At 59.1% G+C, this 24601-nt stretch carries 23 protein-coding genes and 1 other RNA gene; 18 read left to right on the top strand and 6 right to left on the bottom strand.

What is annotated here, in order from left to right; genetic code table 11:
• A complete protein-coding gene (locus tag L1P08_RS01105) occupies positions 1 to 291 on the top strand; it encodes a putative quinol monooxygenase (protein ID WP_303618176.1) in 291 nt (96 codons plus the stop codon).
• Here the strand turns inward: L1P08_RS01105 and L1P08_RS01110 are convergent.
• Both L1P08_RS01110 and L1P08_RS01115 read right to left on the bottom strand, forming a co-directional pair.
• Entirely contained in the window at positions 288 to 611 is a 324-nt protein-coding gene (locus L1P08_RS01110; RefSeq protein ID WP_303618177.1) for a c-type cytochrome, read from the bottom strand. The two genes, L1P08_RS01105 and L1P08_RS01110, sit on opposite strands and share 4 nt — an antisense overlap.
• Positions 612 to 1002: 391 nt before the next feature.
• Positions 1003 to 3324 (bottom strand): ATP-dependent helicase, encoded by a 2322-nt coding sequence (locus tag L1P08_RS01115; RefSeq protein WP_303618178.1) that lies wholly within the window; start codon positions 3322 to 3324, stop codon positions 1003 to 1005.
• A gap of 131 nt (positions 3325 to 3455) precedes the next feature.
• Between L1P08_RS01115 and L1P08_RS01120 the strand changes: the two genes are divergently transcribed.
• The 6 genes from L1P08_RS01120 to L1P08_RS01145 all read left to right on the top strand — a co-directional run bounded on the left by L1P08_RS01120 (position 3456) and on the right by L1P08_RS01145 (position 12874).
• On the top strand, positions 3456 to 3797 hold the full coding sequence (locus tag L1P08_RS01120; RefSeq protein ID WP_303618179.1) for a winged helix-turn-helix domain-containing protein: 342 nt from the start codon (positions 3456 to 3458) through the stop codon (positions 3795 to 3797).
• Positions 3763 to 4149, top strand: coding sequence for a VOC family protein (locus L1P08_RS01125; protein WP_303618180.1), 387 nt, complete (start codon positions 3763 to 3765; stop codon positions 4147 to 4149). Before L1P08_RS01120 ends, L1P08_RS01125 begins: the two co-directional genes overlap by 35 nt.
• A 17-nt stretch (positions 4150 to 4166) precedes the next feature.
• On the top strand, positions 4167 to 4727 hold the full coding sequence (locus tag L1P08_RS01130) for a hypothetical protein (protein ID WP_303618181.1): 561 nt from the start codon (positions 4167 to 4169) through the stop codon (positions 4725 to 4727).
• 111 nt (positions 4728 to 4838) lie between these two features.
• Positions 4839 to 7016, top strand: coding sequence for an esterase-like activity of phytase family protein (locus L1P08_RS01135; protein ID WP_438268425.1), 2178 nt, complete (start codon positions 4839 to 4841; stop codon positions 7014 to 7016).
• 202 nt (positions 7017 to 7218) lie between these two features.
• Entirely contained in the window at positions 7219 to 9018 is a 1800-nt protein-coding gene (locus tag L1P08_RS01140; RefSeq protein WP_303618182.1) for a chloride channel protein, read from the top strand.
• 196 nt (positions 9019 to 9214) lie between these two features.
• Entirely contained in the window at positions 9215 to 12874 is a 3660-nt protein-coding gene (locus tag L1P08_RS01145) for an AsmA family protein (RefSeq protein WP_303618183.1), read from the top strand.
• Positions 12875 to 12907: 33 nt separating this feature from the next.
• Here the strand turns inward: L1P08_RS01145 and L1P08_RS01150 are convergent, their stop codons facing one another.
• The 3 genes from L1P08_RS01150 to ssrA all read right to left on the bottom strand — a co-directional run bounded on the left by L1P08_RS01150 (position 12908) and on the right by ssrA (position 14104).
• Positions 12908 to 13120 (bottom strand): ribbon-helix-helix domain-containing protein, encoded by a 213-nt coding sequence (locus L1P08_RS01150; RefSeq protein ID WP_303618184.1) that lies wholly within the window; start codon positions 13118 to 13120, stop codon positions 12908 to 12910.
• Between the two features lie 14 nt (positions 13121 to 13134).
• On the bottom strand, positions 13135 to 13647 hold the full coding sequence (locus tag L1P08_RS01155) for an SspB family protein (RefSeq protein WP_303618185.1): 513 nt from the start codon (positions 13645 to 13647) through the stop codon (positions 13135 to 13137).
• 100 nt (positions 13648 to 13747) lie between these two features.
• Positions 13748 to 14104: a transfer-messenger RNA gene (gene ssrA / locus L1P08_RS01160) on the bottom strand.
• A 32-nt stretch (positions 14105 to 14136) separates the two neighbouring features.
• Here ssrA and L1P08_RS01165 point away from each other — a divergent pair.
• The 4 genes from L1P08_RS01165 (at position 14137) to L1P08_RS01180 (ending at position 18302) form a co-directional block, all read left to right on the top strand.
• On the top strand, positions 14137 to 14613 hold the full coding sequence (locus tag L1P08_RS01165) for an MAPEG family protein (protein ID WP_303618186.1): 477 nt from the start codon (positions 14137 to 14139) through the stop codon (positions 14611 to 14613).
• 74 nt (positions 14614 to 14687) lie between these two features.
• Complete coding sequence (locus L1P08_RS01170) at positions 14688 to 15047, top strand: YciI family protein (protein ID WP_303618187.1); 360 nt, start codon at positions 14688 to 14690, stop codon at positions 15045 to 15047.
• A 10-nt stretch (positions 15048 to 15057) separates the two neighbouring features.
• Positions 15058 to 16305 carry an RNA polymerase sigma factor gene (locus tag L1P08_RS01175; protein WP_303618188.1) on the top strand — a complete coding sequence of 416 codons (1248 nt, stop codon included), beginning with the start codon at positions 15058 to 15060 and terminating at the stop codon, positions 16303 to 16305.
• Positions 16306 to 16529: 224 nt separating this feature from the next.
• The gene (locus L1P08_RS01180) at positions 16530 to 18302 is read left to right on the top strand and encodes a DEAD/DEAH box helicase (RefSeq protein ID WP_303618189.1); all 1773 of its coding nucleotides are present in this window, start codon (positions 16530 to 16532) and stop codon (positions 18300 to 18302) included.
• A gap of 103 nt (positions 18303 to 18405) precedes the next feature.
• On the opposite strand, the gene clpS is transcribed toward L1P08_RS01180, so the two are convergent.
• Complete coding sequence (gene clpS / locus L1P08_RS01185; RefSeq protein ID WP_303618190.1) at positions 18406 to 18711, bottom strand: ATP-dependent Clp protease adapter ClpS; 306 nt, start codon at positions 18709 to 18711, stop codon at positions 18406 to 18408.
• A 170-nt stretch (positions 18712 to 18881) separates the two neighbouring features.
• Between clpS and L1P08_RS01190 the strand changes: the two genes are divergently transcribed.
• From L1P08_RS01190 to L1P08_RS01220, 7 genes are all read left to right on the top strand, one after another.
• Positions 18882 to 19676 carry a thymidylate synthase gene (locus tag L1P08_RS01190; RefSeq protein WP_303618191.1) on the top strand — a complete coding sequence of 265 codons (795 nt, stop codon included), beginning with the start codon at positions 18882 to 18884 and terminating at the stop codon, positions 19674 to 19676.
• 69 nt (positions 19677 to 19745) lie between these two features.
• Positions 19746 to 20225, top strand: coding sequence for a GNAT family N-acetyltransferase (locus tag L1P08_RS01195; protein ID WP_303618192.1), 480 nt, complete (start codon positions 19746 to 19748; stop codon positions 20223 to 20225).
• Positions 20222 to 20731 carry a dihydrofolate reductase gene (locus L1P08_RS01200; RefSeq protein ID WP_303618193.1) on the top strand — a complete coding sequence of 170 codons (510 nt, stop codon included), beginning with the start codon at positions 20222 to 20224 and terminating at the stop codon, positions 20729 to 20731. Before L1P08_RS01195 ends, L1P08_RS01200 begins: the two co-directional genes overlap by 4 nt.
• Before the next feature lie 79 nt (positions 20732 to 20810).
• Positions 20811 to 21920: an FtsH protease activity modulator HflK gene (hflK, locus tag L1P08_RS01205; RefSeq protein WP_303618194.1), complete on the top strand. Its 1110-nt coding sequence runs from the start codon at positions 20811 to 20813 to the stop codon at positions 21918 to 21920.
• Entirely contained in the window at positions 21917 to 22816 is a 900-nt protein-coding gene (gene hflC, locus L1P08_RS01210; protein ID WP_303618195.1) for a protease modulator HflC, read from the top strand. Before hflK ends, hflC begins: the two co-directional genes overlap by 4 nt.
• Positions 22813 to 22998 carry a DUF2065 domain-containing protein gene (locus L1P08_RS01215; protein WP_303618196.1) on the top strand — a complete coding sequence of 62 codons (186 nt, stop codon included), beginning with the start codon at positions 22813 to 22815 and terminating at the stop codon, positions 22996 to 22998. Before hflC ends, L1P08_RS01215 begins: the two co-directional genes overlap by 4 nt.
• A gap of 120 nt (positions 22999 to 23118) precedes the next feature.
• On the top strand, positions 23119 to 24594 hold the full coding sequence (locus L1P08_RS01220) for a Do family serine endopeptidase (RefSeq protein ID WP_303618197.1): 1476 nt from the start codon (positions 23119 to 23121) through the stop codon (positions 24592 to 24594).
• Positions 24595 to 24601: the final 7 nt, after the last annotated feature.

Genomic DNA, 24601 nt, shown 5'->3' on the forward strand with positions numbered 1-24601 from the left:
ATGTACGGTTTGATCGGACGTATGCTGGCGGTGCCGGGGCAGCGCGATGCGCTGGCGCAATTGATGACTGAAGGCATGGGCACGATGCCGGGCTGCCGCGTTTATGTGGTGGCGCTGGATGCGGCCAATGCCGATGCCATCTGGATCAGTGAAGTGTGGGACAATGCCGAGGCGCACAAGGCCTCGCTGGAATTACCGGCTGTGCAGGCGCTGATCGGGCAGGCGCGACCGCTGATCGCGGGGATGGACAAAAGGGTGGAAACCGTGCCGCTGGGGGGCGTCGGGCTTTAATCCGCTGCCGGTTCCAGGGTTTTGAGATATTGAATAATGGCTTCGGCCTGATCGGGATCGAACTCGAATTCGGGCATTTCGGGATGGGCGGTGACAATACCCTCGACCAGGGCCTCGCTGAGCAATTCGACATCGTAACGGGCATGCAGATCGCGAAATGGCGGGGCCGGGGGAAAAGGGCTGTCGCCGGTTTTGCCGATGGCGTGGCAATCGGTGCAATAAATGGTGACCATATGCAGCCCGAGGGCCACCTGCGCCTCATCGGCATGGGCGGGGGCGAGAGCGGCGATGAGGGCGCAGGCGCTGAGCAATGGTTTCATGAAATCCTCCGGTTTTTGGGAGGGTAGCGCAGATTTTGCGGGACATGCCTTGATCGGGGTCAATCGGGGGTGCGGTTAGGTTTGGGTGCAATGGCTGGTGCTGTGCCAGCCGCTCTGGATTGCCGCGCGGCGGGGCCGCTCGCAATGACGGGGGCTGGCGTGCGATTCGTCGTTGCTCGTCATTCCCGTGAAAACGGGAATCCAGCGCGCCATGTCCATGGCGCAGAGGTTTTGCGCGGGCAGGACTGCCCGCACTGGATTCCCGCCTGCGCGGGAATGACATTGTGCGTGTGGTGAAGAAGCGGTGAGGCTGTCCCTTCGGGCCGCGCCACCCCCACCTTTTCCCTCGGGCTTGACCCGAGGGCCCATGCCGGCATTCAGCCTTGAGTGCCTAGCCTCGCTTTACGAAACTATCCAGCACCTTTTTCCGGCCGGCCTTGTCGAATTCGATGGTGAGTTTGTTGCCCTCGACGCTGGAGACTTTGCCGGGGCCGAATTTCAGGTGGAAGACGCGGTCGCCGTAGGTGTAGGCGGAGCCGGTGTCTATGGAGCGGGCGACGAGGTCGCCTTCGATGGTTTTGGGGCCGGGGTCGCGGCGGGAGGCCTGTTGGGCGCGGGCGCGTTTCCAGCCGGGGGTTTCGTAGACGGCTTCGAACGGGTCGGCATTGTCGAAGCGCGAGGCGGTGTTGCGGCCGCCGTAATTATAGCCGCCATAGGCGGAGCCGGTATCGGTGGCCTCGACCACGCCGGCGGGGAGTTCATCGAGAAAGCGCGAGGGAATGCATGATTGCCAGAGGCCATGAATGCGCCGGTTCTGGGCCATCGAGATTTTGGCGCGCTTTTTGGCGCGGGTAATGCCGACGTAAGCCAAGCGCCGCTCTTCCTCGAGGCCCACCTTGCCGCTTTCATCCAAAGAGCGCTGGTGGGGGAAAAGGCCTTCCTCCCAGCCGGGGAGAAAGACGGTGTCGAATTCCAGACCTTTGGCAGAATGCAGGGTCATGATCGAGATGGCATCTTCGGCGTCGCCGCTGTCGCGATCCATGACGAGGGAAATGTGTTCGAGGAAACCGGCGAGATTTTGGAATTCCTCCATGGAGCGGACCAGTTCCTTGAGGTTTTCCAAGCGCCCCGGCGCATCGGCGGATTTGTCGTTCTGCCACATGGCGGTGTAGCCGGATTCATCGAGAATTTGTTCGGCCAGCTCGTGATGGGAAATGGTGCGGGACCGGTCGGCCCAGTCGTCGAACTGGGCGACGAGGGCGCGCAGGGTTGTGCGTTGCTTGGGTTTGAGCTCTTCGGTTTCAATGAGCATGCGGGTGGCCTGCATCATCGGGATTTCCTGCGCGCGGGCGACATCGTGCAAGACCTTGATTGTGGTGTCACCGAGGCCGCGCTTGGGCACGTTGATGATGCGCTCGAAGGCGAGGTCATCGGCATGCTGGGCGGTGAGGCGCAGATAGGCGAGGGCATCGCGGATTTCGCGGCGCTCGTAAAAGCGCGGGCCGCCGATGACGCGGTAATTCAGCCCGAGGGTAATAAAGCGTTCTTCAAACTCGCGCATCTGGAACGAGGCGCGGACCAGAATGGCCATGTCGTTGAGGGCGTGATTGTTGCGCTGCAGCTGTTCGATGGTCTCGCCGATCTGACGGGCTTCTTCCTCGCTATCCCAGACAGAGATGACAGCTACTTTTTCGCCATCCTCGCCGACATCGGTTTGCAAGGTCTTGCCGAGCCGGCCTTCGTTATGGGCGATCAGGTGGGAGGCGGCGGCGAGGATGTTGGAGGTCGAGCGGTAATTGCGCTCCAGCTTGATGACCTTGGCGCCGGGAAAGTCCTTTTCGAAGCGTAGGATGTTATCCACCTCGGCACCGCGCCAGCCATAGATGGACTGGTCGTCGTCGCCCACAACGCAGATATTGGCTTTTGCCGGATCAGAGCCGGAGGCGAGGAGGCGCAGCCAGATATATTGGGCGGTGTTGGAATCCTGATATTCGTCGACCAGCATGTATTTGAAGCGGCGGTGGTACTCGGCCAGCACGTCGGGATTTTCGCGGAACAGGCGAATGCCCTCGAGCAGGAGATCGCCAAAATCGGCGGCGTTGAGGGTTTTCAGGCGGGCCTGATAATCGGCGTAGATTTTTTGCGCCTTGCCGTCGGCGAAGGTGCCAGCCTCGACGAGATCAATATTGGATGGAAACTGGGCCCGGTTTTTCCAACCATCCATCATGTTGGCGAACTGGCGAGCGGACCAGCGTTTCTCATTAATGTTTTCGGCGGCAAATAATTGCTTGATCAGACGGATTTGGTCATCGGTGTCAAGAATGGTGAAATCGGATTTGAGACCGACTAACGCTGCGTGTTGGCGCAGGATGCGCGCGCCGATGGAGTGGAAAGTGCCAAGCCAAGGCATGCCCTCGAAGGCCCGGCCAACCAATTTGGCGATCCGCTCTTTCATTTCGCGGGCGGCCTTGTTGGTGAAGGTTACCGAAAGCACCTCATGCCCACGTGCTTTGTGGGAGGCGAGAATGTGGGCAATCCGGGTGGTGAGCACGCGGGTTTTGCCGGTGCCGGCACCCGCCAGAACCAGCAGCGGGCCATCGATGGACAACACGGCGTCGCGCTGTTCCTCGTTGAGGCCGGACAGGTAATCGGGCACCCGCTGGCCGAATTGCGAGGTGATGGGGCCGGGGGCGCGCTGGGGTTCTGTGGTCATCTTTGGGATAAAGAATCTCTTTTTGTTCTTGTTTTGGCAATATAGGGGCACAAGTGAATAACGTCCATGCGGGGGACAGGAAAACATCATGCAACCTTATTGTTGCACTATAGCTTTTGTGGTGATAATGGATGGGTATGGAACTCGATGATTTATTCCGGGCGCTGGCGGATAGTGTGCGGCGCCAAATTCTTGATGAGCTTGACGAGCGTGACGGACAAACGCTGTTCGAAATCCACAATCGCCTTGTGATGTATCATGGTGTGTCGCTGACGCGGCAGGGGCTGTCGAAACATTTGGGCGTGCTGGAGAAGGCGGGGCTTGTCCGGTGCGAATGGCAGTGGCGCAGCAAGCATCATTTTATCGATCGGAGCCCCATGCGCGCCGGTATGCGCATGTGGCTGGACCGGCACTTGCGGGCGGAAAAGGGACAGGAAGATGAAAATCGTGATTACGAGCGTTCTGGTCGATGACCAGGAAAAGGCGTTGCAATTTTATACTGGAAAACTCGGTTTCCTGCCGAAACTGGATGTGCCGATGGGCGCGCATCGCTGGCTGACAATTGTGTCGCCCGGCGCAGAGGACGGTGTGCAATTGTTGCTGGAGCCGGATGAGCACCCGGCGGCGAAGAAATTCAAGGCGGCGCTGAAGCGGGATGGCATTCCGGCAACCCAGTTTGGGGTGGACGATATCCATAAGGAATACGCGCGTCTGCAGGGGCTTGGCGTGAGCTTTACGCAACCGCCGGTGCCAATGGGGCCAGTGACGACAGCGGTGCTGGACGATGAATGCGGCAACCTGATCCAGATTGCGCAAATGCACTGAACGGGCAGGGGGCGGATTTGACACAAATACCCGAAGCCATTGCCCTTGAGATCGCGGCACTCGCAAACGGTGACCGTGCGCGCAAAGGGCTGGCCTATGACCGGTTGCTGGCTGCGACGGCTGAAAAGGTGGATTGGGGGGCTGAGGCGTGGCCAGCCCTTCTGCCTTTTTTGACAGACGCGGATAATCACGCCCGTTCAATTGCCGGGCAGATGTTGTCGCGGCTTGCTGTCAGCGTTCCGATCGGCGTTTTGTTAGGTGATTTCGAGAAAATCATCGCGGTGACGCGTGACGAAAAATTTGTCACGGCACGGCATGTGCTGCAATCGTCCTGGCGGATCGGCCTTGCTGGACCAAAAGCGCGGGCGCTTTTGATCGATACCTATAACAAGCGGTTTGCAGCGGCGGCGGCCGAGAAGAACGGGTCGCTGGTGCGGTTCGACATTATTGTGGCGATCAGGCATTTGCGCGCGGCGACAGATGACGCGGGGCTTGATGCGGTCGCCGAAGGGCTGATTGCGACCGAGACCGATTTGAAATACCGCAAGAAGTTTGCGGCGGCCTTGAAGGGGGGCTAGACGCGGCAATGCATTGCAGGCGGATTGTCACAATCTGTCATGTTAGCGTCATCTGATTGTTGTGCGGGCCACATAGGTAACTGGCATTTGAAAATGTCCGGGGACTAAACAATGCGCAATCACTCCATTCTCGCCGCTTCTGTTTGCGGCTTGTTGCTTGGCACGGCGTTGCCAGCGCAAGCAGCGATGGTTTTCAATCGTATCGCCAGCTTTGAAGTGGCGCTGAACAGCCCGGACGCTGAGGAAACATCCTCGGAAATCATCTCGGCGACTGACGACGGCATGATGCTGATTTATTCCGACAGCCCGGCTGGCGGGATTGGGTTTGTGGACATTGCGGATGCGCACAAGCCGCAGCCCAAGGGCTTTCTGGCGCTGGATGGCGAGCCGACTTCTGTCACAATTATTGGTGCCAAGGCGTTTGTGGGCGTCAATACCTCCGAGAGCTATACGCAGCCATCGGGCCATCTGGCCGTGGTGGATATTGCCAGCCAGAGTGTTGAGGCAAGCTGTGATGTTGGCGGGCAGCCCGATTCCATTGCCAAGTCCAAAGACGGGGCGATGATTGCTGTTGCGATTGAAAACGAGCGCGACGAAGACCTGAATGACGGCGCGCTGCCGCAGCTGCCCGCCGGGCAGGTTGTGATTTTTGATGTGGCGGATGGTGCCGTTGATTGCGCGACGATGAAGGTTGTCGATGTGACCGGGCTGGCCGAAATCGGTGGTGATGACCCCGAGCCGGAATTTGTTGATTTCAATGCGGCTGGCCAGATTGTGCTGACCATGCAGGAAAACAACCATCTGGTGATTATCGATGGGGCATCGGGCGAGGTGGTGACCCATTTCCCCGCCGGCTCTGTTGATCTTGAGCAGATCGATGCGCTGGATAATGGCGAGTTGAAATTCACCGATGCGCAGCCGGGCCGTTTGCGCGAACCGGATGCGGTGAAATGGCTGGATGACGAGCGGTTCGTGATTGCCAATGAAGGCGATTATAATGGCGGTTCGCGCGGCTTCTCGATTTTTAACAAGGACGGCACGCTGCTGTTTGATTCCGGCAATGCGCTGGACCATATGGCGGCGCGGCTGGGGCATTATCCCGACAAGCGCTCCGACGCCAAGGGCGTCGAGCCTGAAGGGCTGGAAGTGGCCACGTTTGGCGATACGACCTATATCTTTGTGCTTGAAGAGCGTTCTTCGCTGATCGCTGTTTACAAGGACACGGGCGGTGAGCCTGAATATGTGCAGACATTGCCATCGGGCGTGGCCCCTGAAGGTGCTGTGGCCATTCCCTCACGCAACCTTCTGGTTTCGGCCAATGAAGCCGATTTGCGCGGTGACGGGCTCAATGGTTCGCATGTGATGATTTATGAACTGGCAGATGGCGAAGCCCAGTATCCCCAGATCATGTCGGACATGAATGAAGATGGCACGCCGATTGGCTGGGTTGCGCTTTCGGGCCTTGTGGCTGATGCGACAAAGCCGGGCATGCTCTATGCGGTTTCTGACAGCTTTTTGGGAATGCAGCCCTCGATCTATACGATTGATGCGACGCAAAAGCCGGCGATGATCACAAGCCAGACTGTTGTGACCCGTGGTGGTGTTGCAGGGCAGAAAATCGACCTTGAAGGCATTGCGCTTGATGGCAAGGGCGGGTTCTGGCTGGCCTCGGAAGGCCGCACGGACCGCGTGACGCCGCATGCGCTTTACAATGTGAATGCCAAGGGCGAGATCAAACGGGAAGTCGGTCTGCCTGACGCGCTGATGGGGTCTGAAATCCGCTTCGGCATGGAAGGCGTGACATCTGTTGGCACCGGCGACGACATGGTGTTGTGGATCGTCATCCAGCGCGAATGGCGCGATGACGAGAAGGGCATGGTGAAACTGGTTTCCTACAAACCGGCATCGGGCGAATGGGGTGCCGTGCACTACCCGCTCGACAAGGGTGAAAAGGGCTGGGTTGGCCTTTCGGAAATCACCGCACATGGCGATTACATCTATATCGTTGAGCGCGATAACCAGATTGCCCAGGCGGCAAAGATCAAAAAGCTTTATCGGGTTGCGATGAGCGAAATGGTGCCGGGCGAACTGGGCGGCGAACTGCCGGTTGTCGCCAAGGAGGAAGTGCATGATTTCATGACTGACCTGGCCAAAGGCAATGGCTATATTGTCGACAAGGTGGAAGGTTTCACCATTGATGCGGCGGGCGAAGGTTTTGCCGTGACTGACAATGATGGTGTGGATGACAGTTCGGGCGAGACCTATTTCTTCTCGCTGGGGCAGATGTAACCGGACACTATTCTGAAATTTAAGTACCTGATGATTGCGATTGGCCGGGCCTCGATGCCCGGCCATTTTTCTGTCTGATGGTGGCAAGAGGCAATGGTTTCTGGCGAAATTTTGGGTTTCTGGCGAAATTTTGCCACTATCCTTGACCTCGGCCGGCGACGGGTGCAGACACAAAGCCCCGTCCTTTTTGTTATTTGAAGTCATGACCGACACACAGACTGCCGCCAGCCCGCAAGCGCAAGCCAACGACGAGGCTCGTACGCTTGGTATTTTCATGCTTTGCCTGCTGGCTGTGGCGATTGGCGTGGTGGCAGCGCTTGGGGCGGCGGTGTTCCGCTACATGATCAATGTCGTGCACAACCTGTTTTTTCTGGGCACATTCTCGCTGGAATATGACGCGAACCTGCATGATCCGGCATCGCCCTGGGGGCCGCTGATCATCTTTGCGCCGGTTATCGGCGGGGCGATTGTGGTTTGGCTGGTGCGGACTTTTGCGCCAGAGGCCAAGGGGCACGGGGTGCCTGAGGTCATGTATGCGATCTATCACAATAACGGCAATGTGCGCGGGGTTGTGGCGGTGGTGAAATCCATTGCCTCGGCCATCTCCATTGGCAGTGGTGCCTCGGTGGGGCGCGAGGGACCGATTATCCAGATCGGGGCGTCGTTCGGTTCGACCCTGGCGCGCTGGATCAACCTGGCGCGCTGGCAACGCATTACGCTGTTGTCGGCGGGTGCGGGGGCGGGGATTGCCGCCACATTCAACACGCCGCTGGGCGGGGTGATGTTTGCCGTGGAACTGCTGTTGCCCGAGGTGAGCAACCGGACGTTTTTGCCGGTGGTGATTGCCACGGCCACGGCAACCTCTATCGGCCGGTTCATGTTCGGGCTGGACCCGGCTTTTCTGGTGGTGTTCTCGGACCTGCCGGACCGGGCGATGTTCAACCTGCTGGATCTGGGGGCGTTTGCGCTGCTGGGTGTCTTGGCGGGTGTTGTGGCCTGGGGCTTTATCCGGGCGCTGGCCTGGTGCGAGGATTTTTTCCCCACGCTGCCGGGCAATGCCTATGTGCAAAATGCCATTGGCATGCTGATTGTGGGCATCATGGCCTATGCGTTTTTTCTCACTGTGGGGCAGATGCACACGGCGGGTGTTGGCTATGCGACGGTGCAGAGCGTGCTCAATGGCGGGATTGGGACTTTCGCGCTTTTGGCCGGGCTGATGGTGGGCAAGATCATTGCGACATCGGTGAGCCTTGGTTCAGGCGCTTCGGGCGGGGTGTTCTCGCCTTCATTGTTTATTGGCGCGACCATGGGCGCGGCGCTGGCTGCGCTGGGCAATATGCTCATTCCGCTGGCGGGCTTTTCGCTGGTGGAATTTGCCGTTGTGGGCATGGGCGCGATGGTGGGCGGCGCCACCGGCGCCTCGATGACCGCGATTGTGATGATTTTCGAGATGACGCGGGATTACAATGTCATTGTGCCGCTGGTGCTGGCGGTGGCCGTGGCGACGGGTATTCGCCGGGCGTTGATTGTGGAGAATATCTATACGATCAAGCTGCGCAATCGCGGGCGGCCGATCCCCACGATCCGGCATACCAATATGTATCTTGTGCGGCAGGTGGCGGACTTTATGAGCCCCGCCTTTCTGGTGTTGCCGGTTGAAACACCGATCCGTGCGGCGCTGGACCAGATGGTGGGCGCTGAGGCGCGGCACATTATCGTGTCGGATGATGGCCGCATTGCCGGGTTTGCGCGGTTGCAGCCGGGCTATGCGCCTGACCGGTATGCCCATGAAACCCTTGGCGATATTGTGGCCGATGATTTTGTGATCATGCCAAAGGCGGGTATTTTGAACACGGTGATTACCCGGATGAACCAGCGCGGGCGGAGTCTCGCGATTGTGGTCGATAACCCTGATGGCGGTGTGCCGCGGCCTGATGATGTGTGCGGCGTGATCGATTCGCGCGAAATTGCCGATGCTGTGGTTTCCAACCATTATGCGTGACGGTGATGGCGGGGTTTGAACCCCGGAATGGGCCGGCTAGCGCCTAAAGCTGTCGGTTGGGGCAAAGTTGTGCCGCATTCCCTTGACTTCATGGGGTTACGCCGTGAAATTCCCCCTTTGGGGATGTCGCGTTCCCGGGTGACGCACTGTGCCGGGATGCTTCTAGTCGCTTTCCGGCCCAAATGGACTGTCTGACGTGCTCAATCGCCTTTTTATCGTTGTTGGCGTACTTGCCATTATTGCAATCGTTTCAGCGTTTGTGGCCCCGTTTTTTGTGGACTGGACGCAATATCGCGGGCGCATGGAAATGCTTGCGCGCGACGCACTGGGCACGGAAGTGCATATTGGCGGTGACATCCGGGTGACGCTGTTGCCCCAGCCGAAGCTGCGGCTTGAAGATGTGCTTGTGGGCAGCGCGGCGCAACCGGCTGTGAAAATCGCCTCGGTTGATGCGCAATTCTCGCTGATGGATTTCATGCGGGACCGTTATGCGATCACCAGCCTTTTGCTTTCCGGCCCTGAAATCAATCTGGTTGTGGATGCCGACGGGCGCTTTGCAACGCCTGTGCATTTGCCCCAGACGGTAAACGCCTCGAATGTTTCGGTGGCGGATGCGGCCATTGAAGGCGGTGTGCTGCGGCTGACAGACCAGCGGGTGGACACGACACTGGCGGTGACCGATTTTGCCGGCACATTGCAGATTGCGGGCCTGCGGGGACCGTTCTCCTTGCAGGGCGCGGGTGAATATGCCGGCGGGCGCTATGACGGGCGGATCAATACCTCGACGATGAATGCCGAGGGGGCGCTGCAGGTGGCCGCGTTTGCACGGCGGGTGGGGAGCACGTCCTCGTTCGGGATTGACGGGTTGCTGGAGACCAGTGAGCGGCTGAATTTTACCGGGAACGCGGTTTATCGGCAGGGCCCGCCAAGGGCTGCGAATGCCAATGAGGTGCGCGGTGATCTGGTTTTGACCTCCAAGGTTGCGGCCAATCCGGCGCAAATCCTGTTGTCGGATTATCTTATTGTGCCTGACGAAAACCGCCCGGCGACGCGATTGACCGGATCGGCGACGGTGGAACTGGGCGCTGAGAGCCGGTTTGATGCGGTGATTTCGGGCGGTGTGGTGGCGCTTAATCCGCGCGATGCGCTGGGGGATGAGGCTGCCGGGCCTTATGAACTTGTGCGGCTGATGACCGAATTGCCGGCGCCGATTATTCCCGGCATGGCGGGCCGGATCAATATCGATGTGTCGGAACTGGACTTGCGGGCGGTGGCGCTGCGCGATCTCAGAATTGATGCGCGCAGTGACGGGACACGCTGGACCATTGCCAGCATGACCGGGCGGCTGCCGGGCAGCACCCAGTTGTCGCTGGTGGGGACCTTGCGTGCCGATGAAGGACGACCGGGTTTTGAGGGGGCGGTGACGCTGGATAGTGCGCGGCTGGACACGCTGGCGCTGCAGTGGCGCAAGGCGGCGACCGATAATCCGCTGTTCAACATTCCCGGCTCGCTGGCCGGACGGGTGACGCTGAGCGGCGATGAACTGGCGCTGACAGACGGGCAGTTTGTGTTTGACGGGGTGACGAGCGCGGTTGCGGTGACGGTGCAGGCGGGCGCGGAAAAGCGGTTGGACGTTTCGGCGCAAATGGGGGCGTTTGATACCGCGCAAAGCACGGCGCTGCGGGCACTGTTGCCGGATATTGCGGCGGACCGGGCCGTGATGGCGTCTTTCCCTGAAGGGGATTTTGATATCGCGGCGGAGACGATGACGCTGTTCGGGCTTGAGGCGACGACGCTGGCGGCCAACGGAAGCTGGGCCGGGGATGCGCTGGTGTTTGACCGGCTGGCGGTGGCGGATATGGGCGGGGCGCGGTTTGATATTTCGGGCCGGCTTGAGGGTGGGCTGGTGGCCCCGGCGCTTGCGGCCAAGGGACAATTGAGCCTGACGGCGAATGCGGACAGGGCGGCGCTGGTGACGGTGCTGGATGCGCTGCAAGCCCCGGCGGCGATGCGCGGCATAGCTGAGGCGCTGGTGCCGGCGGAAGTGTCGTTTGCGCTTTCGGGGCCGGGCGAATCCAATGGCCAGGAGCTGGAATTGCGCGGGCGCGTTGGGGTGACCGATGTCGATGCCAATTTCCAGTTCAGTGACGGGATATTCCGCATGGCGACAACGCCGGTGCGGGCTTCTGTGACGCTGGAATCGGGGCAGGTGCTGGCCTTTGCCGACCAGTTGGGGCTGGGGCCTGTGGCGCTGGTGCCCGAGGCTGAGCCGATCATTGTGACGCTGGTGGCGGATGGCACGCCCTCGAACAGTCTGGAAATGGACCTGAGAATTGAGGGCAGTGGCGATGAACTGCGTTTTGCGGGCAATGCGGTGGTCAATGACCTGACGCGGCTGCGCGGCAAGGGCAAGCTGGAATTTGCCGTGTCGGACATGGCACCGCTGGCGCAGGCGCTGGGGGCAGAGGCGATCGGCTATGGCGCGGCGGCGGGGACGGCGGATATCAGCTTTTCCGGCGGGCAGACGCTGGCGCTGACCAATCTCAATGCCGAGGCCGACGGGATATTGCTCAGCGGTGATCTGAGCCGGAGCCTTGAGGCCGGGAACATGCTTTATACCGGCAATCTCAGGGCGAGCGCTCTGGAGGTGGGTATGCTGGCGGGGCTGGCCGGGGGACCGGCGTCGCTGGTCTCTTTGGGGGCGTTCTGGCCGGATGGGCCGTTTGCCTTTGTCGATAGTGGCCGTCAATCGCGGGGGCGGGTGCGGGTGGAGACGCCGTTTGTGCGCCTTGACGGACGGGATGTGGCCACCAATGCCGGGTTTGACCTGACATGGGACGAGACCAATGTGCGCGTGCGCGGGTTGAAGGCCGAAACGGGCGGCGGCACGCTGGGGCTTGATGTGGGGTTGTGCTGTTCGAGCGCTGTCTCTGACCGACAGATGACCGGCAGGTTGACGCTGAACGGGGTGGACGTGGATGCGGTGATGCCGGCGAAGGTGGGCGCGGCGCTGGGCGGCAAGCTGGATGGCGGGCTGACCTTTTCAGCGACCGGCGACAGTTATGCGGCCATGCTGGCCAATATGGCCGGGGAGGGCAGTTTCAGCCTTGCTGATTTTGCCATTGCCGGATTTGACCCCGGCGCGTTTGAAACTGTCGCCTCGACCGAGAATATTCTGGAACTGGAACCGGCGGCACTGACGCAAATCGTGCGGGAAGCACTGGCCGAGGGGGCGTTCAGGTCATCCCGGGTGGGCGGTGTGTTTTCGGTGGCCGGGGGCATTGTGCGCCTTGCCAATCTGGCGGCGGAAGGCGATGTGGCGCGGCTGTTTGGCGGGGGCAGTGTCGATCTGAGTGATCTGGGGCTTGAAGGCAGCTGGACGCTGACACCGACAGCTGCCGGGGCTTCGAACAGTGCGCAGGTTACCGCCCTTTTGTCGGGCACATTGCTGGCGCCTGAATATCAGCTGGATCTGGGGCCGATGATCGATGCGATCAAGGTGCAGGCCTATGAACTGGAAGTGGACCGGCTGGAGGCGCTGCGGGCCGAGCAGGAAAAGCGGGCGCGGGAAGCGGCAGAAGCGCGCGCGCGGCTCATGGAAGAGCAGGCGCGCCAACAGGCACTGGAAGCGGCGGCGAAGGCGGAAGCGGAGGCTGAAGCATTGCGGCAGGAAAACCGGCAAAAGGCGTTTCGCGAACTGATGGATGAACTGGGGGAATCGCAGGACCCGCTGGTGGCGCCGGATAATGGTGAAACCGTCGACGCGCCGATTGACCTGTTCGAGAATGATACGCCAACGAACGATCCGTTTGCGTTGCCCATCCCCAGCTTTGAAAGCGGTGGCAATCGTTTCTGAAGCGCGACAGGGGGTGACTTGCCCGGTGCAGCCTTAGCGGTTGCCGAGGGCCTGATAATGCTGCAGCACGGCGACGCGGAGGGCGGATGACAGGTTGTCGGTTTCGCGGGTTTCGTCGATGCTGGCGATCAGTTCGGCAAGGCTGAGATTGCGGGTTTCGGCCAGCGCCTCAAGCCCTGCCCAGAATTCCGGTTCAAGCGCGATGGAGGTGCGGTGGCCAGCAATGGTCAGGGAGCGTTTTTGCACCGGCAGGGCTGGGATCAGGTCTTTTTGCGGAAACTGTCGAGGCTGACGACTTTTTCGCCGTTATCCTTGGCGTCTTCTTCGCCATCGGCTTCGGCGGCAGGTGCATCGGTTTCAGCGTCATTGTCGCTGCCGATTTCGCTGTCGTCTTCTTCGCCTTCTTCGACGCCTTCGCCACCAACGTCAAATTGCAGACCGAACTGCACGGAGGGATCGAAAAAGCCCTTGATGGCGGAGAAGGGAATGTCGAGCAGTTCTGAATGGCCGTCAAACGAGAGGCCGACGGTGAAACCGGTATCGGTGACCTTGAGGTCCCAGAACTGGTTCTGCAGAACGATGGTCATTTCCTTTTCATACTGGGCAAGCAGACGCTCGCTCAGGCGCACGCCGGGGGCGCGGGTGACAAAGGAAATGAAAAAGTGGTGTTCGCCAGGCAGGCCGGTCTTGGCCACTTCGGTCAACACTTTGCGCACTACGCCGCGTAGCGCTTCTTGCGCAAGAATGTCATAACGAATGTGGTCTTCGGCCATTTGGGCCCTTCCTAGCTGCTCGAATCCTGATCAAGTTCCCGCAATAGACGCCAAAAGCGCCATAGAGTTCAAGGCTTTTCGATACGGTTTCTTGAGATTAAGTGCAGGCTTCTGTTGCCAGGTGCCTGCGAACCCCGCCTAACCCCTGCGAGGAGGTTAGGGCTTTAATTCGAGACTATCGAACCGCTTACGCAGCCAGACGTGCCTCAGCATAGTTGTTATCATTTGCAACTATAAAAATGGTCCGATGCGGTGGTACCATGCCGAGCAAAAACTTACCCTTTACACCCTCGTCGATCCTATTTCGCCCCCATAACAAACTTCCCGCAAAGGAAGGTTTTGGTGGAGGCGCCGGGTACCGCCCCCGGGTCCGAATGGTTTATTACGATAGCCATTTATTGCCATAGCTGTTGCCAGCACGCCCAATATAGGGGTTCACGCGGCGATTGCAAAGGCGCGCTGCCGGCAATTTATAAAAATGACGAAAAATTGCGTCATCATGTGTCGATCGGCAGCTTGCCCGTTCGTCCTCTTGCATCACCAAGATATTCAAGAGGAAACGACATGACGGCTCATATTACCGCGCTTTATGCGTGCTTGCTGACGATCGGGGCAATTGTTCTCACCAATATGGTGAGCGCCCGGCGCGGAAAGCTGAATATCTCAATACTTTATGGGGATGACGACATGTTGCCAGTGCTGGTGCGGCGACACGGGAATTTTGTGGAGAATGTGCCACTGGCGCTATTGCTTTTGTTGCTGAGTGAACTGGGCGGCATGGCGGGTGTTTATCTGCATGCGATGGGAATTGTGCTGATTGTGTCGCGCCTGCTGCATGCGATTGGCCTTAGCGCCACCCAAACGTCTGCGCCGCTGCGTATTGCAGGGGGCGTGGGGACCCAATTGGTGATGCTGTCGGCTGTTATCTTCCTGTTGTTTCAACAATTTTTGATTTTTTCAAACTAACGTGTCGATTAGGCGGTTTACCGTTCGTCTTGAAGTGTTGCCTCGTGTGAGGCGTTTCATCCAGGAGATTTAAAATGAAGTATATGGCCTTGATCTATGGTGCTCCCGAGGATTCACCGACACCCGAATCCGAAGAGTTTGGGCCTTTTATGGAAGCCTATGCCGCTGCGAGCGAACGCTTTGAAAAAGATGGCGTGCTGGTTGCAGGAGAAGGGCTGGAAGACGATTCTACCGCGACGACGCTGCGGGTGCGCAATGGCAAGGTGGAAACGATGGATGGCCCGTTTGCTGAAAGCAAGGAACAGCTTGGGGGTTTCTATATTTTCGAATGCGCCAATCTTGATGAGGCCTTGCGGTATGCTGCGATGATCCCGTCTGCCACTTATGGGGCAGTCGAGGTGCGTCCCGTGTCGGATTACAGCGATTTGGAGTGACAAGAGGTCTGTGACAACATCTGTGGGGCCAGAAATTGATGCACTGGTTCGCCGTGATGGCGGGCGGATGTTGTCACGCCTTGTTGCGGATATTCGCGACTTTCAGCTTGCCGAGGACAGCCTTCAGGACGCCCTGGAGGCTGCCCTTGTGCATTGGGACCGTTCCGGCCTGCCGCGCTCGCCGGTGGGGTGGCTTTTGCAAACGGCCCGGCGCAAGGCGATTGACCGCATTCGGCGCAGCGCCAATTTCCGGTCCAAATCCGCTGAACTGACAGCCTTGATTGAACTCGACCGTGATTTTGAACCGGTAATCGATGCCGACCCGATTGCCGATGAGCGGTTGAAGCTGATTTTTACCTGTTGTCACCCGGCGCTGGCGCCCCGGATTTCGGTGGCGCTGACCTTGCGCTCGGTATGCGGGCTGAAGACGGAGGAAATAGCCCGTGCCTTTGTGATGAGCCCGGAGGCGATGGCGCAAAGACTGGTGCGGGCCCGGCACAAGATTGCCAAGGCCGGGATTGCCTATGAGGTGCCTGAGGCTGACGGATGGGGGGAGCGGCTGCAAAGTGTGCTGGCGGTGATCTATCTGGTTTTCAACGAGGGCTATGCTGCCTCGTCAGGCGAACTGGTGCGTGGGGAGCTTTGCGACGAAGCCATACGTTTGGGCCGGCTGGTGCACCAGTTGTGCCCCGGCGAGCCGGAGGTTGAGGGATTGCTGGCCCTGATGTTGTTGCACCATGCGCGCAGCAACACGCGGCTGGGGCTGGCGGGAGAGCTGGTGACGCTGGAGGGGCAGGACCGGACGCAGTGGGACCGGGAGATGATTGGCGAGGCGCGGGAGATATTGCAGGGCGCGTTGCGCCGGGGGCGAGCCGGGCTTTATCAATTGCAGGCAGTGATCGCCATGATCCATGCGGATGCGCCCAGCTTTGCAGAGACTGACTGGACCGAGATTGCGCTGATCTATGACAGTTTGATTGCTGTTGAGCCCAATCCTGTGTTTGAACTGAACCGGGTTGTCGCCTTGTCCTATGCGGTATCTGCCGAGATGGCGTTGAAACGCCTCGAGAGGGTTGGGGCGGCGCTTGAGAGCTATCAGCCCTATCATGCGGTGCGGGCGGACCTGCTGGTGCGGTTGGGGGACATGACGGCGGCAGGGGCGGCATTTGAGCGGGCAATCGCGCTTTCAGGCTCGGCGGCGGAGCGGCGATTTCTGGAGAACAAGTTGCGGGCCTTTTGCGGCCAAGGCTGCACCTGAATGCGCCAGTGAGCTGGTGTCTTTTAAGGGATCGGTTGTGTGGATGCGGCGGGTGTCGGCAGTGGGCGCATTGCTGGTGTGCGTCTGCGTACTGTACAATCGGTCCGACGCACAGTAAGAACGGCGTCTTGAGCTTCCTTTAGCGCGTTTGATCGTGGCGCTGCAGGTGAATTTAGACGATCCGCTGCCGGGCGCGACAGGCCCCCGCATTCCGAAAGACAAATATGACAGAGTTTGAAGGCGTCGTGCCGGCACTTAGCCAGGCGTTGACCAATCGCGGTTACACTGACCTGACCCCGGTACAAAAGGCCATGCTGGCCCCCGAGTTGCGCGATGCGGATGCGCTGGTTTCCGCGCAGACCGGCTCGGGCAAGACCGTGGCATTCGGCATGGCGATGGCCCCGACGCTGCTGGATGCGGATGACCGCTTCACCCGTCCGGATTCGCCTTTGGCGCTGGTGATCGCGCCGACGCGCGAACTAGCCTTGCAGGTGAAAAAAGAGCTTGAGTGGCTTTATGCGCTGACCGGTGCCTTTGTGGCCTCGTGTGTTGGCGGCATGGACATGCGCACCGAGCGGCGGGCGCTGGAGCGTGGCGCGCATATTGTTGTGGGCACGCCGGGCCGTTTGCGTGACCATATCACGCGCCGGTCGCTGGATATGTCTGGCTTGCGCGCTGTGGTGCTGGATGAAGCTGACGAAATGCTTGATCTGGGCTTTCGGGAAGATCTGGAATTCATTCTGGAATCTGCGCCTGAAGAGCGGCGGACGCTGTTGTTTTCCGCTACCGTGCCGAAGTCGATTGCCAATCTGGCGAAAAGCTATCAGCGCAATGCTGTGCGGGTGGCGACCGGATCTGAACAAAAGCAGCATCTGGATATTGAATACAAGGCACTGCCGGTGCCGACGGCTGACCGCGAGAACGCCATTATCAACGTATTGCGCTTTTATGAAGCGCAGAATGCGCTGGTTTTTTGTGCGACACGGGCAACCGTCAATCACATGACGGCGCGGTTCAACAATCGCGGCTTTTCTGTTGTGGCGCTGTCGGGCGAATTGAGCCAGAGCGAGCGCACCCATGCGCTGCAAGCCATGCGCGACGGGCGGGCACGGGTGTGTATCGCCACCGATGTTGCGGCACGCGGCATTGACTTGCCGGGGCTGGAACTGGTGGTGCATGCCGATTTGCCGACCAATCCGGAAACCCTGTTGCACCGCAGTGGCCGCACGGGCCGGGCCGGGCGCAAGGGCGTGAGTGTTTTGATTGTGCCGCAGAACGGGCGCAAGCGGGCCGAGCGCCTGTTGGGTGCGGCCAAGATTACCGCTGTTTGGGACAAGCCGCCCTCGATTGATGACGTGCTGAAGCGGGATGACGAGCGCTTGCTCTCCGACCCGGATCTCAACACGCCGATTGCGGATGAGGAACGGGCGTTTCTGGCTGAATTGCTGGAAAAGCACGGGCCGGAGCAGATTGCGGCGGCCTTTGTGCGGCGCTATCGCGCGGGACGTTCGGCACCTGAAGAACTGATGGATGTGCCCGCTGGCCCCGACAGGGGTGCGCCGCGTGGCGAGAAGAAAGAGCGCCGCGAGGGCTTTGAGAAAAGCGTTTGGTATTCGATCTCGGTGGGGCGCAAGCAGAATGCGGAGCCGCGCTGGCTGCTGCCGATGCTGTGTGGCGCGGGGCAATTGTCCAAGCGTGACATTGGCGCGATCAAGATGCAGCAGGACGAGACCTTTGTGGAACTCGATGCGCGCTGTGATGACCGGTTCAAGGCCGCGATTGGCCCCAACAAGACGCTGGAAAAGAATATCACGGTGAAGGCGCTGGATGGCGTGCCGAGCTTTTCCAATGATGGTGGCGGCAGCCGCCAGCCCTATGCGGGCAAAAAGACCGGCGGCAAGCCGAACTTTGAAAAGGCGGGTTTCAAGGGCCGTAAATCCGGCGCTGCGACCGCAATGAAAAAGAAAAAGCCGAAGAAAAAGCCGCGTCCAGAGTAGGGCTTTAGGCTCAGCTTTTGATAGATCAAGAGCTGGGCTCTAATTGCCTGATTTGTCGTCTTTCTGAACCGAATAAGTGGTGTTCGCTTGTTCTGGAAAGGCTTTATTGATCGGGCTCAGTGGTGAAGGTGAGCGGATAGCCGGCCTGACGGCCGGCATCCGTTGCCGCATTGGCGCGGGTTTCGGCGATTTCACTGGTATAGACAGCCACGACACATGTGCCTTTTTGATGGGCGGTGACCATGATGCGCTGGGCCTGATCGGCATTGATGCGGAACACGGATTTGAGCACCGTGACGACGAATTCGCGCGGGGTGTAATCGTCGTTGAGCAGAATAACCTTGTGCAGGCGCGGCCGCCGGGTGGCGGGGCGGACCCTGTTTGTCAGCTTGATTGCATTATCGGTCATGACGGACACTCCTGCCGGGACAGGTTTCGATCACCAATGCCTATGGATAACAGTATGACGCAGCGGGGCTGTGTCCCGCAAGGTGATCTGTTGGGCGGGTTGTTCAAATCTTGCGTTGGGGGACACGGAAGTGGCGACTTGGCGGGGCAGAATCGTCTAGACTGACGCCCATGAAACAATATCTCGACCTGTTGCAGCATGTGATGGACCATGGCACCGACCGGGGCGACCGGACTGGTACCGGTACGCGTTCCGTATTCGGCTATCAGATGCGGTATGATCTGGGCGCGGGGTTTCCGCTGCTGACGACCAAGAAGCTGCATATCAGGTCGATCTTTTATGAGCTTTTGTGGTTTTTGCGCGGGGAAACCAATGTGCGCTGGCTGCAGGAGCGCGGTGTTTCCATCTGGGATGAATGGGCCGACGAAAACGGCGATCTCGGGCCGGTTTATGGCTCGCAATGGCGTTCCTGGCCGACAGCGAATGGCGAGCAGATTGACCAGATCGCCAATCTGGTTGCCTCGATCAAAACCAGTCCGGAATCGCGGCGGCATATCGTGACGGCCTGGAACCCGGCGGAAATCGAGCATATGGCGCTGCCACCCTGCCATTGCCTGTTCCAGTTTTATGTGGCGGACGGCAAGTTGAGTTGTCAGCTTTACCAGCGCTCGGCCGATATTTTTCTCGGGGTGCCGTTCAATATCGCCTCTTACGCATTGATGACGCATATGGTGGCCGAGGTATGTGGGCTTGAAGTGGGTGATTTTGTGCACACACTGGGTGATGCGCATTTGTACAAAAATCATTTTGAGCAGGCGAAGCTGCAATTGAGCCGGGCGCCGGGGGCGTTGCCGCGCCTCAAGATCAAGACAGAACGGACCTCGATCTTTGATTTCGAATATGAAGATTTCGAGATTGTGGACTATGTTGCAGCGCCGGGCATCAAGGCGCCGATTGCCGTATAAATGCGCAGGTTTTGAGTCTGTGCATTGGTGCAGGTATTTGAATTTGCGGAATAAAGCGGGAGCAGACCGATGAGTTTGACAATCCGCCGGGCCGTTGATGGCGATGAAGGGCTGGTGCTGGGTTTTATCCGCGATCTGGCCGAATATGAGCAGCTTTTACATGAAGTTGTGGCGAACGAGGCTGATCTGGCGCGGGATTTGTTTGGGCCAAGCCCCCGTGTTTATTGCGAAATTGCGGAATGGGAGGGTGAGCCCGCCGGTTTCGCGCTTTGGCATTATACCTATTCGACATTTCGCGGTGCCCATGGCATCTGGCTGGAAGACCTGTTTGTGACCCCGGCGTTTCGGGGCAAGCGGATTGGCAAGGCGTTGATTGCCAGTCTGGCGCGCCGTTGTGCCGATGAGGGGTTGGCGCGGCTGGCCTGGTGGGTGCTGGACTGGAACGCGCCGGCCATTGCGTTTTATAAATCGCTGGGAGCGGCAATGCAGGACGAGTGGACGGTGTGCCGGGTTGATGGAGCAGCGCTTGATGCGCTGGCGGCGCGATGAGCGTTGCGATTGCCATGATTGCCGCGGTGGCAGAGAACGGGGTGATTGGCGCGGGAAATGACATTCCCTGGCGCATTCCCTCGGATTTTGCCCATTTCAAGCGCACGACCATGGGCAAGCCCATGGTGATGGGGCGCAAACAGTTTGAAAGTGTTGGCAGGCCGTTGCCGGGGCGGACAAATATCGTTGTGACGCGGCAGGCGGGATATCAGCCAGATGGCGTGATTGTGATCAATGATCTCACTGCGGCGATTGCGCACGCCCGCACCATTGCCGAAGCCGATGGTGCTGATGAAGTGATGGTGATTGGCGGGGGCGAAATATACAGGCAGGCCATGCCGTTAGCTGACCGTCTTTATATCAGTCATGTGGCGCTTTCGCCTAAGGGTGAGGTGTTTTTTCCCGAAATTGATCCGGCGATCTGGCAGGTGTCGGACAGGCTCGAAGTTTTGCCCTCGGAAAAGGACGCAGCTGCCTATAAAATATGCGTTTACACACGCCGTTGACGGCCGATGCATTGATCGAGCCGGTCGGCTTGCCTATATAGGCATACGACGTAACATCGATTTCACCGGAAGGTAACATATGCCCTGGGATAACAATAATGGCGGGGGTGGCCGCAACAACAGTGGCGGGCCTTGGGGCCAGGCACCTGGAGGGGGCGGCGGACCACGCCGTACCGGCGGCGGTAATACGCCCAATTTGGAAGATTTGCTCAATCGCGGCCGCGACCAGTTTCAAGGTGGCATGCCCGGTGGCAGCCGCTGGTTGATTGTCGGTGGTATTGTGGCACTGGCGGCGCTTTGGGTGTCGCAGTCCGTTTATACGGTTGCGCCGCAGGAAGTTGGTGTGGAACTGCTGTTCGGCAAGCCGAAGCAGGAACTGAGCCAGCCGGGCCTGCATTTCCACCTCTGGCCCGTCGAGCGGGTCGAGACGGTGACGATCACTGAAAACCAGAGCCGTATTGCCTCGGTGCTTTCTGGCCGGTCTCAGGACACTGAAGGTCTGATGCTGACTGGTGACCAGAACATTGTTGATGTGGCATTCTCGGTTCTGTGGCGTGTGTCCGACCCCGAGAAATACCTGTTCAATGTGCGCGAACCAGACGAGATGCTGCGCAAGGCTGCTGAAAGCGCCATGCGTGAAGTGGTTGGCCGCCGGCCGGCACAGGATGTTTTCCGTGATGATCGTGCGGGTATCGCCGTGGAAGTTCAATCGATCACCCAGGAAATCCTCTCCAGCTATGACGCTGGTGTGGCCGTGAGCAATATATCGATCGAAAACGTGTCACCGCCTGCTGAAGTGGCTGATGCGTTCGACGAGGTGCAGCGCGCCGAGCAGGACGAAGACCGTTTCCAGGAAGAAGCCCGGCAATATGCCAATACCAAGCTGGGTGCCGCACGTGGTGAAGCCGCGCAGGTTCGTGAAGAAGCTGCCGCTTACAAAAACCGCGTCGTGCAAGAAGCAACAGGTGAGGCTGCACGCTTCGTTTCTGTTTATGAAGAATATGCCAAGGCCCCTGAAGTGACCCGTAAACGCTTGTTCCTTGAGACCATGGAAGAAGTGCTTGGCGGATCGCAGAAGGTTTTGATCGAGGACGGTGCGAGCGGTTCGGGCGTGGTGCCTTATCTGCCGCTTAACGAACTTGGTGGCAATGCGGCGCGTAGCAGCCAGGCTTCGGGAGAACGTCAATGAACAGACTAGTTATCGTCGTTGTCGTCGCTCTGGCGGCGCTTTATGTGCTGTTTTCCTCGGTGTTTATCGTCAACGAGCGTGAACAGGCTATCGTCACCCGCTTTGGTGAAATCACCCAGGTGCATACTGAGCCGGGTCTTTATTTCAAAGTGCCCACAACCATTGTGGACAATGTGCAGATCATTGAAGATCGTTTGCTGCGCTATGACCTTGAAGATATCACGCTGCAGGTTTCAGGCGGCAAGTTCTACAATGTGGATGCTTTCCTGACCTATCGTATTGCGAACCCGACCAAGTTCCGCCAGTCGGTTCTGGGTAGCCTTACCCTGGCTGACCAGCGGATTGCGACCCGGTTTGAATCAGCCTTGCGTAATGTTTACGGCCTGCGTGACTTTAACGCGGCGCTTAGTGAGCAGCGGCCCGAGATGATGCGTGAAGCGCGTGATCTGGTGCGGGAAGACCTGGCGGAAATTGGCGTCAGCGTTATCGATGTGCGGATTTTACGTACGGATCTTACCGACCAGGTTTCGGCCCAGACCTTTGACCGCATGAAGGCCGAACGTCTGGCTGAAGCTGCATTGTTGCGGGCACGTGGCCAGGAACAGGCGCAGACCTTGCGGGCTATTGCTGACCGTCAGGCTGTTGAAATCGTTGCTTCGGCGCAAAAGGATTCTGAAATCCTGCGCGGTGAAGGCGATGCCGAGCGGAACAAGGTGTTTGCAGAAGCCTATGGGCAGGACGTTGAATTCTTCGAATTCTACCGTTCCATGCAGTCCTATCGCACCGCGCTTGGCGATGCGGGCACCACCATGTTGCTGTCACCGGATTCCGAATTCTTCAAGTATTTCGGTGTCCAGGCAGGCACGGCGGCGCCTGTTGGCCTTAGCGGTCAGTGAGTGACTTTTTCGCAGCCCTAGCGCTTGCGGTTGTGCTGGAGGGGATCGCCTATGCGGCGTTCCCCGACCATATGAAACGTGCATTGGCGGCGCTTCTCGAAACGCCGTCATCCACGATAAGAGCCGTGGCACTGGTTTGCGCGGCGGCGGGTCTTTTCGCTTTGTGGATGATCCGCGGATAAAACAAAATAGCCCGGCCACATGTGAGGTTCTGATTGAACCGGGGCATGTGGCCGGGCTATTTGTATCAGGGTGCAGCCCGTCATGATGGCTGTCGTCTGAATTGCCCGGGGAGGGTTTGCATGGTCCGTCTGGTTTCATGTGCACGATTGCTGCGTGCCGCTTTGCTGGCATGGGGGCTGTCGTTTGGCATGGTGGCGGGTGCGCTGGCGCAACAGGGGCCGGCCTCTGTGGCGCATCTGGCCCGCGAACTCTCTGATGCGGTGGTCAATATCGGCACGTCGCGGCATGTGGGGCATGGCGCGCCATTTCCCGAGGTGCCCGAAGGCTCGCCGCTGGAAGAATTTTTTGACGACCTGAACCCCAATCAGGGGCTGGGCGAAGACATGATGCGCGAGGCGCGCAGTCTTGGTTCAGGGTTTGTGATTTCGGCTGAAGGGTTGATCGTCACCAATAATCATGTGGTGGATGAAGCCGACGAAATTCTGGTGTTTCTGCCGGACGGGAAACGGCATGTGGCCAAAATTGTTGGCGCGGATGAAAAGACCGATCTGGCGGTGTTGAAGATCGATGCCGGTTATCCGCTGCCTTTTGTGGAATTCGGGGATAGTGACACCGCGCAGGTGGGCGACTGGGTTATGGCCATTGGCAACCCGTTTGGCCTTGGCGGGTCGGTGACGCTCGGCATTGTTTCGGCGCGGAACCGCAATATCAATAGCGGACCTTATGACAATTTTATCCAGACCGATGCTGCCATCAATCAGGGTAATTCCGGTGGACCGCTATTTGACATGTTTGGCAAGGTTGTGGGGGTGAACACGGCCATTATTTCGCGCAGTGGCGGCGGGCTGGGCATTGGATTTGCGGTGCCGGGCAATCTGGCCAAGCCGGTTGTGGACCAGCTGGTGGCGTTTGGGGAGACGCGGCGCGGCTGGCTGGGTGTGGGCATTCAGGAAGTCAGTGAAGACATTGCCATTACCCTGGGGCGTGAGGACACGCAGGGTGCACTGGTGGTTGAGGTGATCGAGGCAAGCCCTTCTGTGGGCGTGATGCGCGATGGCGACCTTATTCTGGTATTTGATGGTCGACCGATTGTGACGACCCATGACCTGCCGCGCTTTGTGGCGGAAACGGAAGTGGGCAAGCAGGTGATTGTGCGTGTGTTGCGCGATGGGACAGAGCAGGACCTTGAGGTGACGATTGGCCGGCTGGAAGCCAGTGAGCCGACGCTGCTATCTGATTTTGAAGCTCCGGAATTGCAGGGTAATCCCGATGCGGAGGTAACAGAGAAGGCAGGGCTTGCAGCGCTGGTGGGGCTGGAAGTGGAAGTGCTCGATGCGGTGCAGCGGCGCGAGCTGGAGATTGCCGGCGACGTGGAGGGGCTGCTGATTACCAATGTGGTTGAAGGCTCGCATGCGGAACGCGAGGGGCTTTTGAGCGGTCTGGTGATCGAGGAAGTGAACCAGCGGGCGGTGAGCGATGTGGAGACGCTGACGGCGATTGTGGGGACAGCGCGGGAAGAGGGGCGTCCGGCGGTGCTGTTCAAGGTGGCTGACCCGACCGGTTCCCGCCGTTATGTGGCGATCCGTCTGCAATAGCCGACCG

The sequence above is a fragment of the Mariluticola halotolerans genome (genome assembly GCF_021611515.1).
Lineage (GTDB): Bacteria > Pseudomonadota > Alphaproteobacteria > Rhizobiales > Devosiaceae > Mariluticola > Mariluticola halotolerans.

Bases quoted from the DNA above. Each gene is read 5' to 3' on its own strand.
- L1P08_RS01105 (WP_303618176.1), top strand. From the start codon at position 1: ATGTACGGTTTGATCGGACGTATGCTGGCGGTGCCGGGGCAGCGCGAT.
- L1P08_RS01110 (WP_303618177.1), bottom strand. From the start codon at position 611: ATGAAACCATTGCTCAGCGCCTGCGCCCTCATCGCCGCTCTCGCCCCC.
- L1P08_RS01115 (WP_303618178.1), bottom strand. From the start codon at position 3,324: ATGACCACAGAACCCCAGCGCGCCCCCGGCCCCATCACCTCGCAATTC.
- L1P08_RS01120 (WP_303618179.1), top strand. From the start codon at position 3,456: ATGGGTATGGAACTCGATGATTTATTCCGGGCGCTGGCGGATAGTGTG.
- L1P08_RS01125 (WP_303618180.1), top strand. From the start codon at position 3,763: ATGAAAATCGTGATTACGAGCGTTCTGGTCGATGACCAGGAAAAGGCG.
- L1P08_RS01135 (WP_438268425.1), top strand. From the start codon at position 4,839: ATGCGCAATCACTCCATTCTCGCCGCTTCTGTTTGCGGCTTGTTGCTT.
- L1P08_RS01140 (WP_303618182.1), top strand. From the start codon at position 7,219: ATGACCGACACACAGACTGCCGCCAGCCCGCAAGCGCAAGCCAACGAC.
- L1P08_RS01155 (WP_303618185.1), bottom strand. From the start codon at position 13,647: ATGGCCGAAGACCACATTCGTTATGACATTCTTGCGCAAGAAGCGCTA.
- L1P08_RS01170 (WP_303618187.1), top strand. From the start codon at position 14,688: ATGAAGTATATGGCCTTGATCTATGGTGCTCCCGAGGATTCACCGACA.
- L1P08_RS01180 (WP_303618189.1), top strand. From the start codon at position 16,530: ATGACAGAGTTTGAAGGCGTCGTGCCGGCACTTAGCCAGGCGTTGACC.
- clpS (WP_303618190.1), bottom strand. From the start codon at position 18,711: ATGACCGATAATGCAATCAAGCTGACAAACAGGGTCCGCCCCGCCACC.
- L1P08_RS01190 (WP_303618191.1), top strand. From the start codon at position 18,882: ATGAAACAATATCTCGACCTGTTGCAGCATGTGATGGACCATGGCACC.
- L1P08_RS01195 (WP_303618192.1), top strand. From the start codon at position 19,746: ATGAGTTTGACAATCCGCCGGGCCGTTGATGGCGATGAAGGGCTGGTG.
- L1P08_RS01200 (WP_303618193.1), top strand. From the start codon at position 20,222: ATGAGCGTTGCGATTGCCATGATTGCCGCGGTGGCAGAGAACGGGGTG.
- hflK (WP_303618194.1), top strand. From the start codon at position 20,811: ATGCCCTGGGATAACAATAATGGCGGGGGTGGCCGCAACAACAGTGGC.
- hflC (WP_303618195.1), top strand. From the start codon at position 21,917: ATGAACAGACTAGTTATCGTCGTTGTCGTCGCTCTGGCGGCGCTTTAT.
- L1P08_RS01220 (WP_303618197.1), top strand. From the start codon at position 23,119: ATGGTCCGTCTGGTTTCATGTGCACGATTGCTGCGTGCCGCTTTGCTG.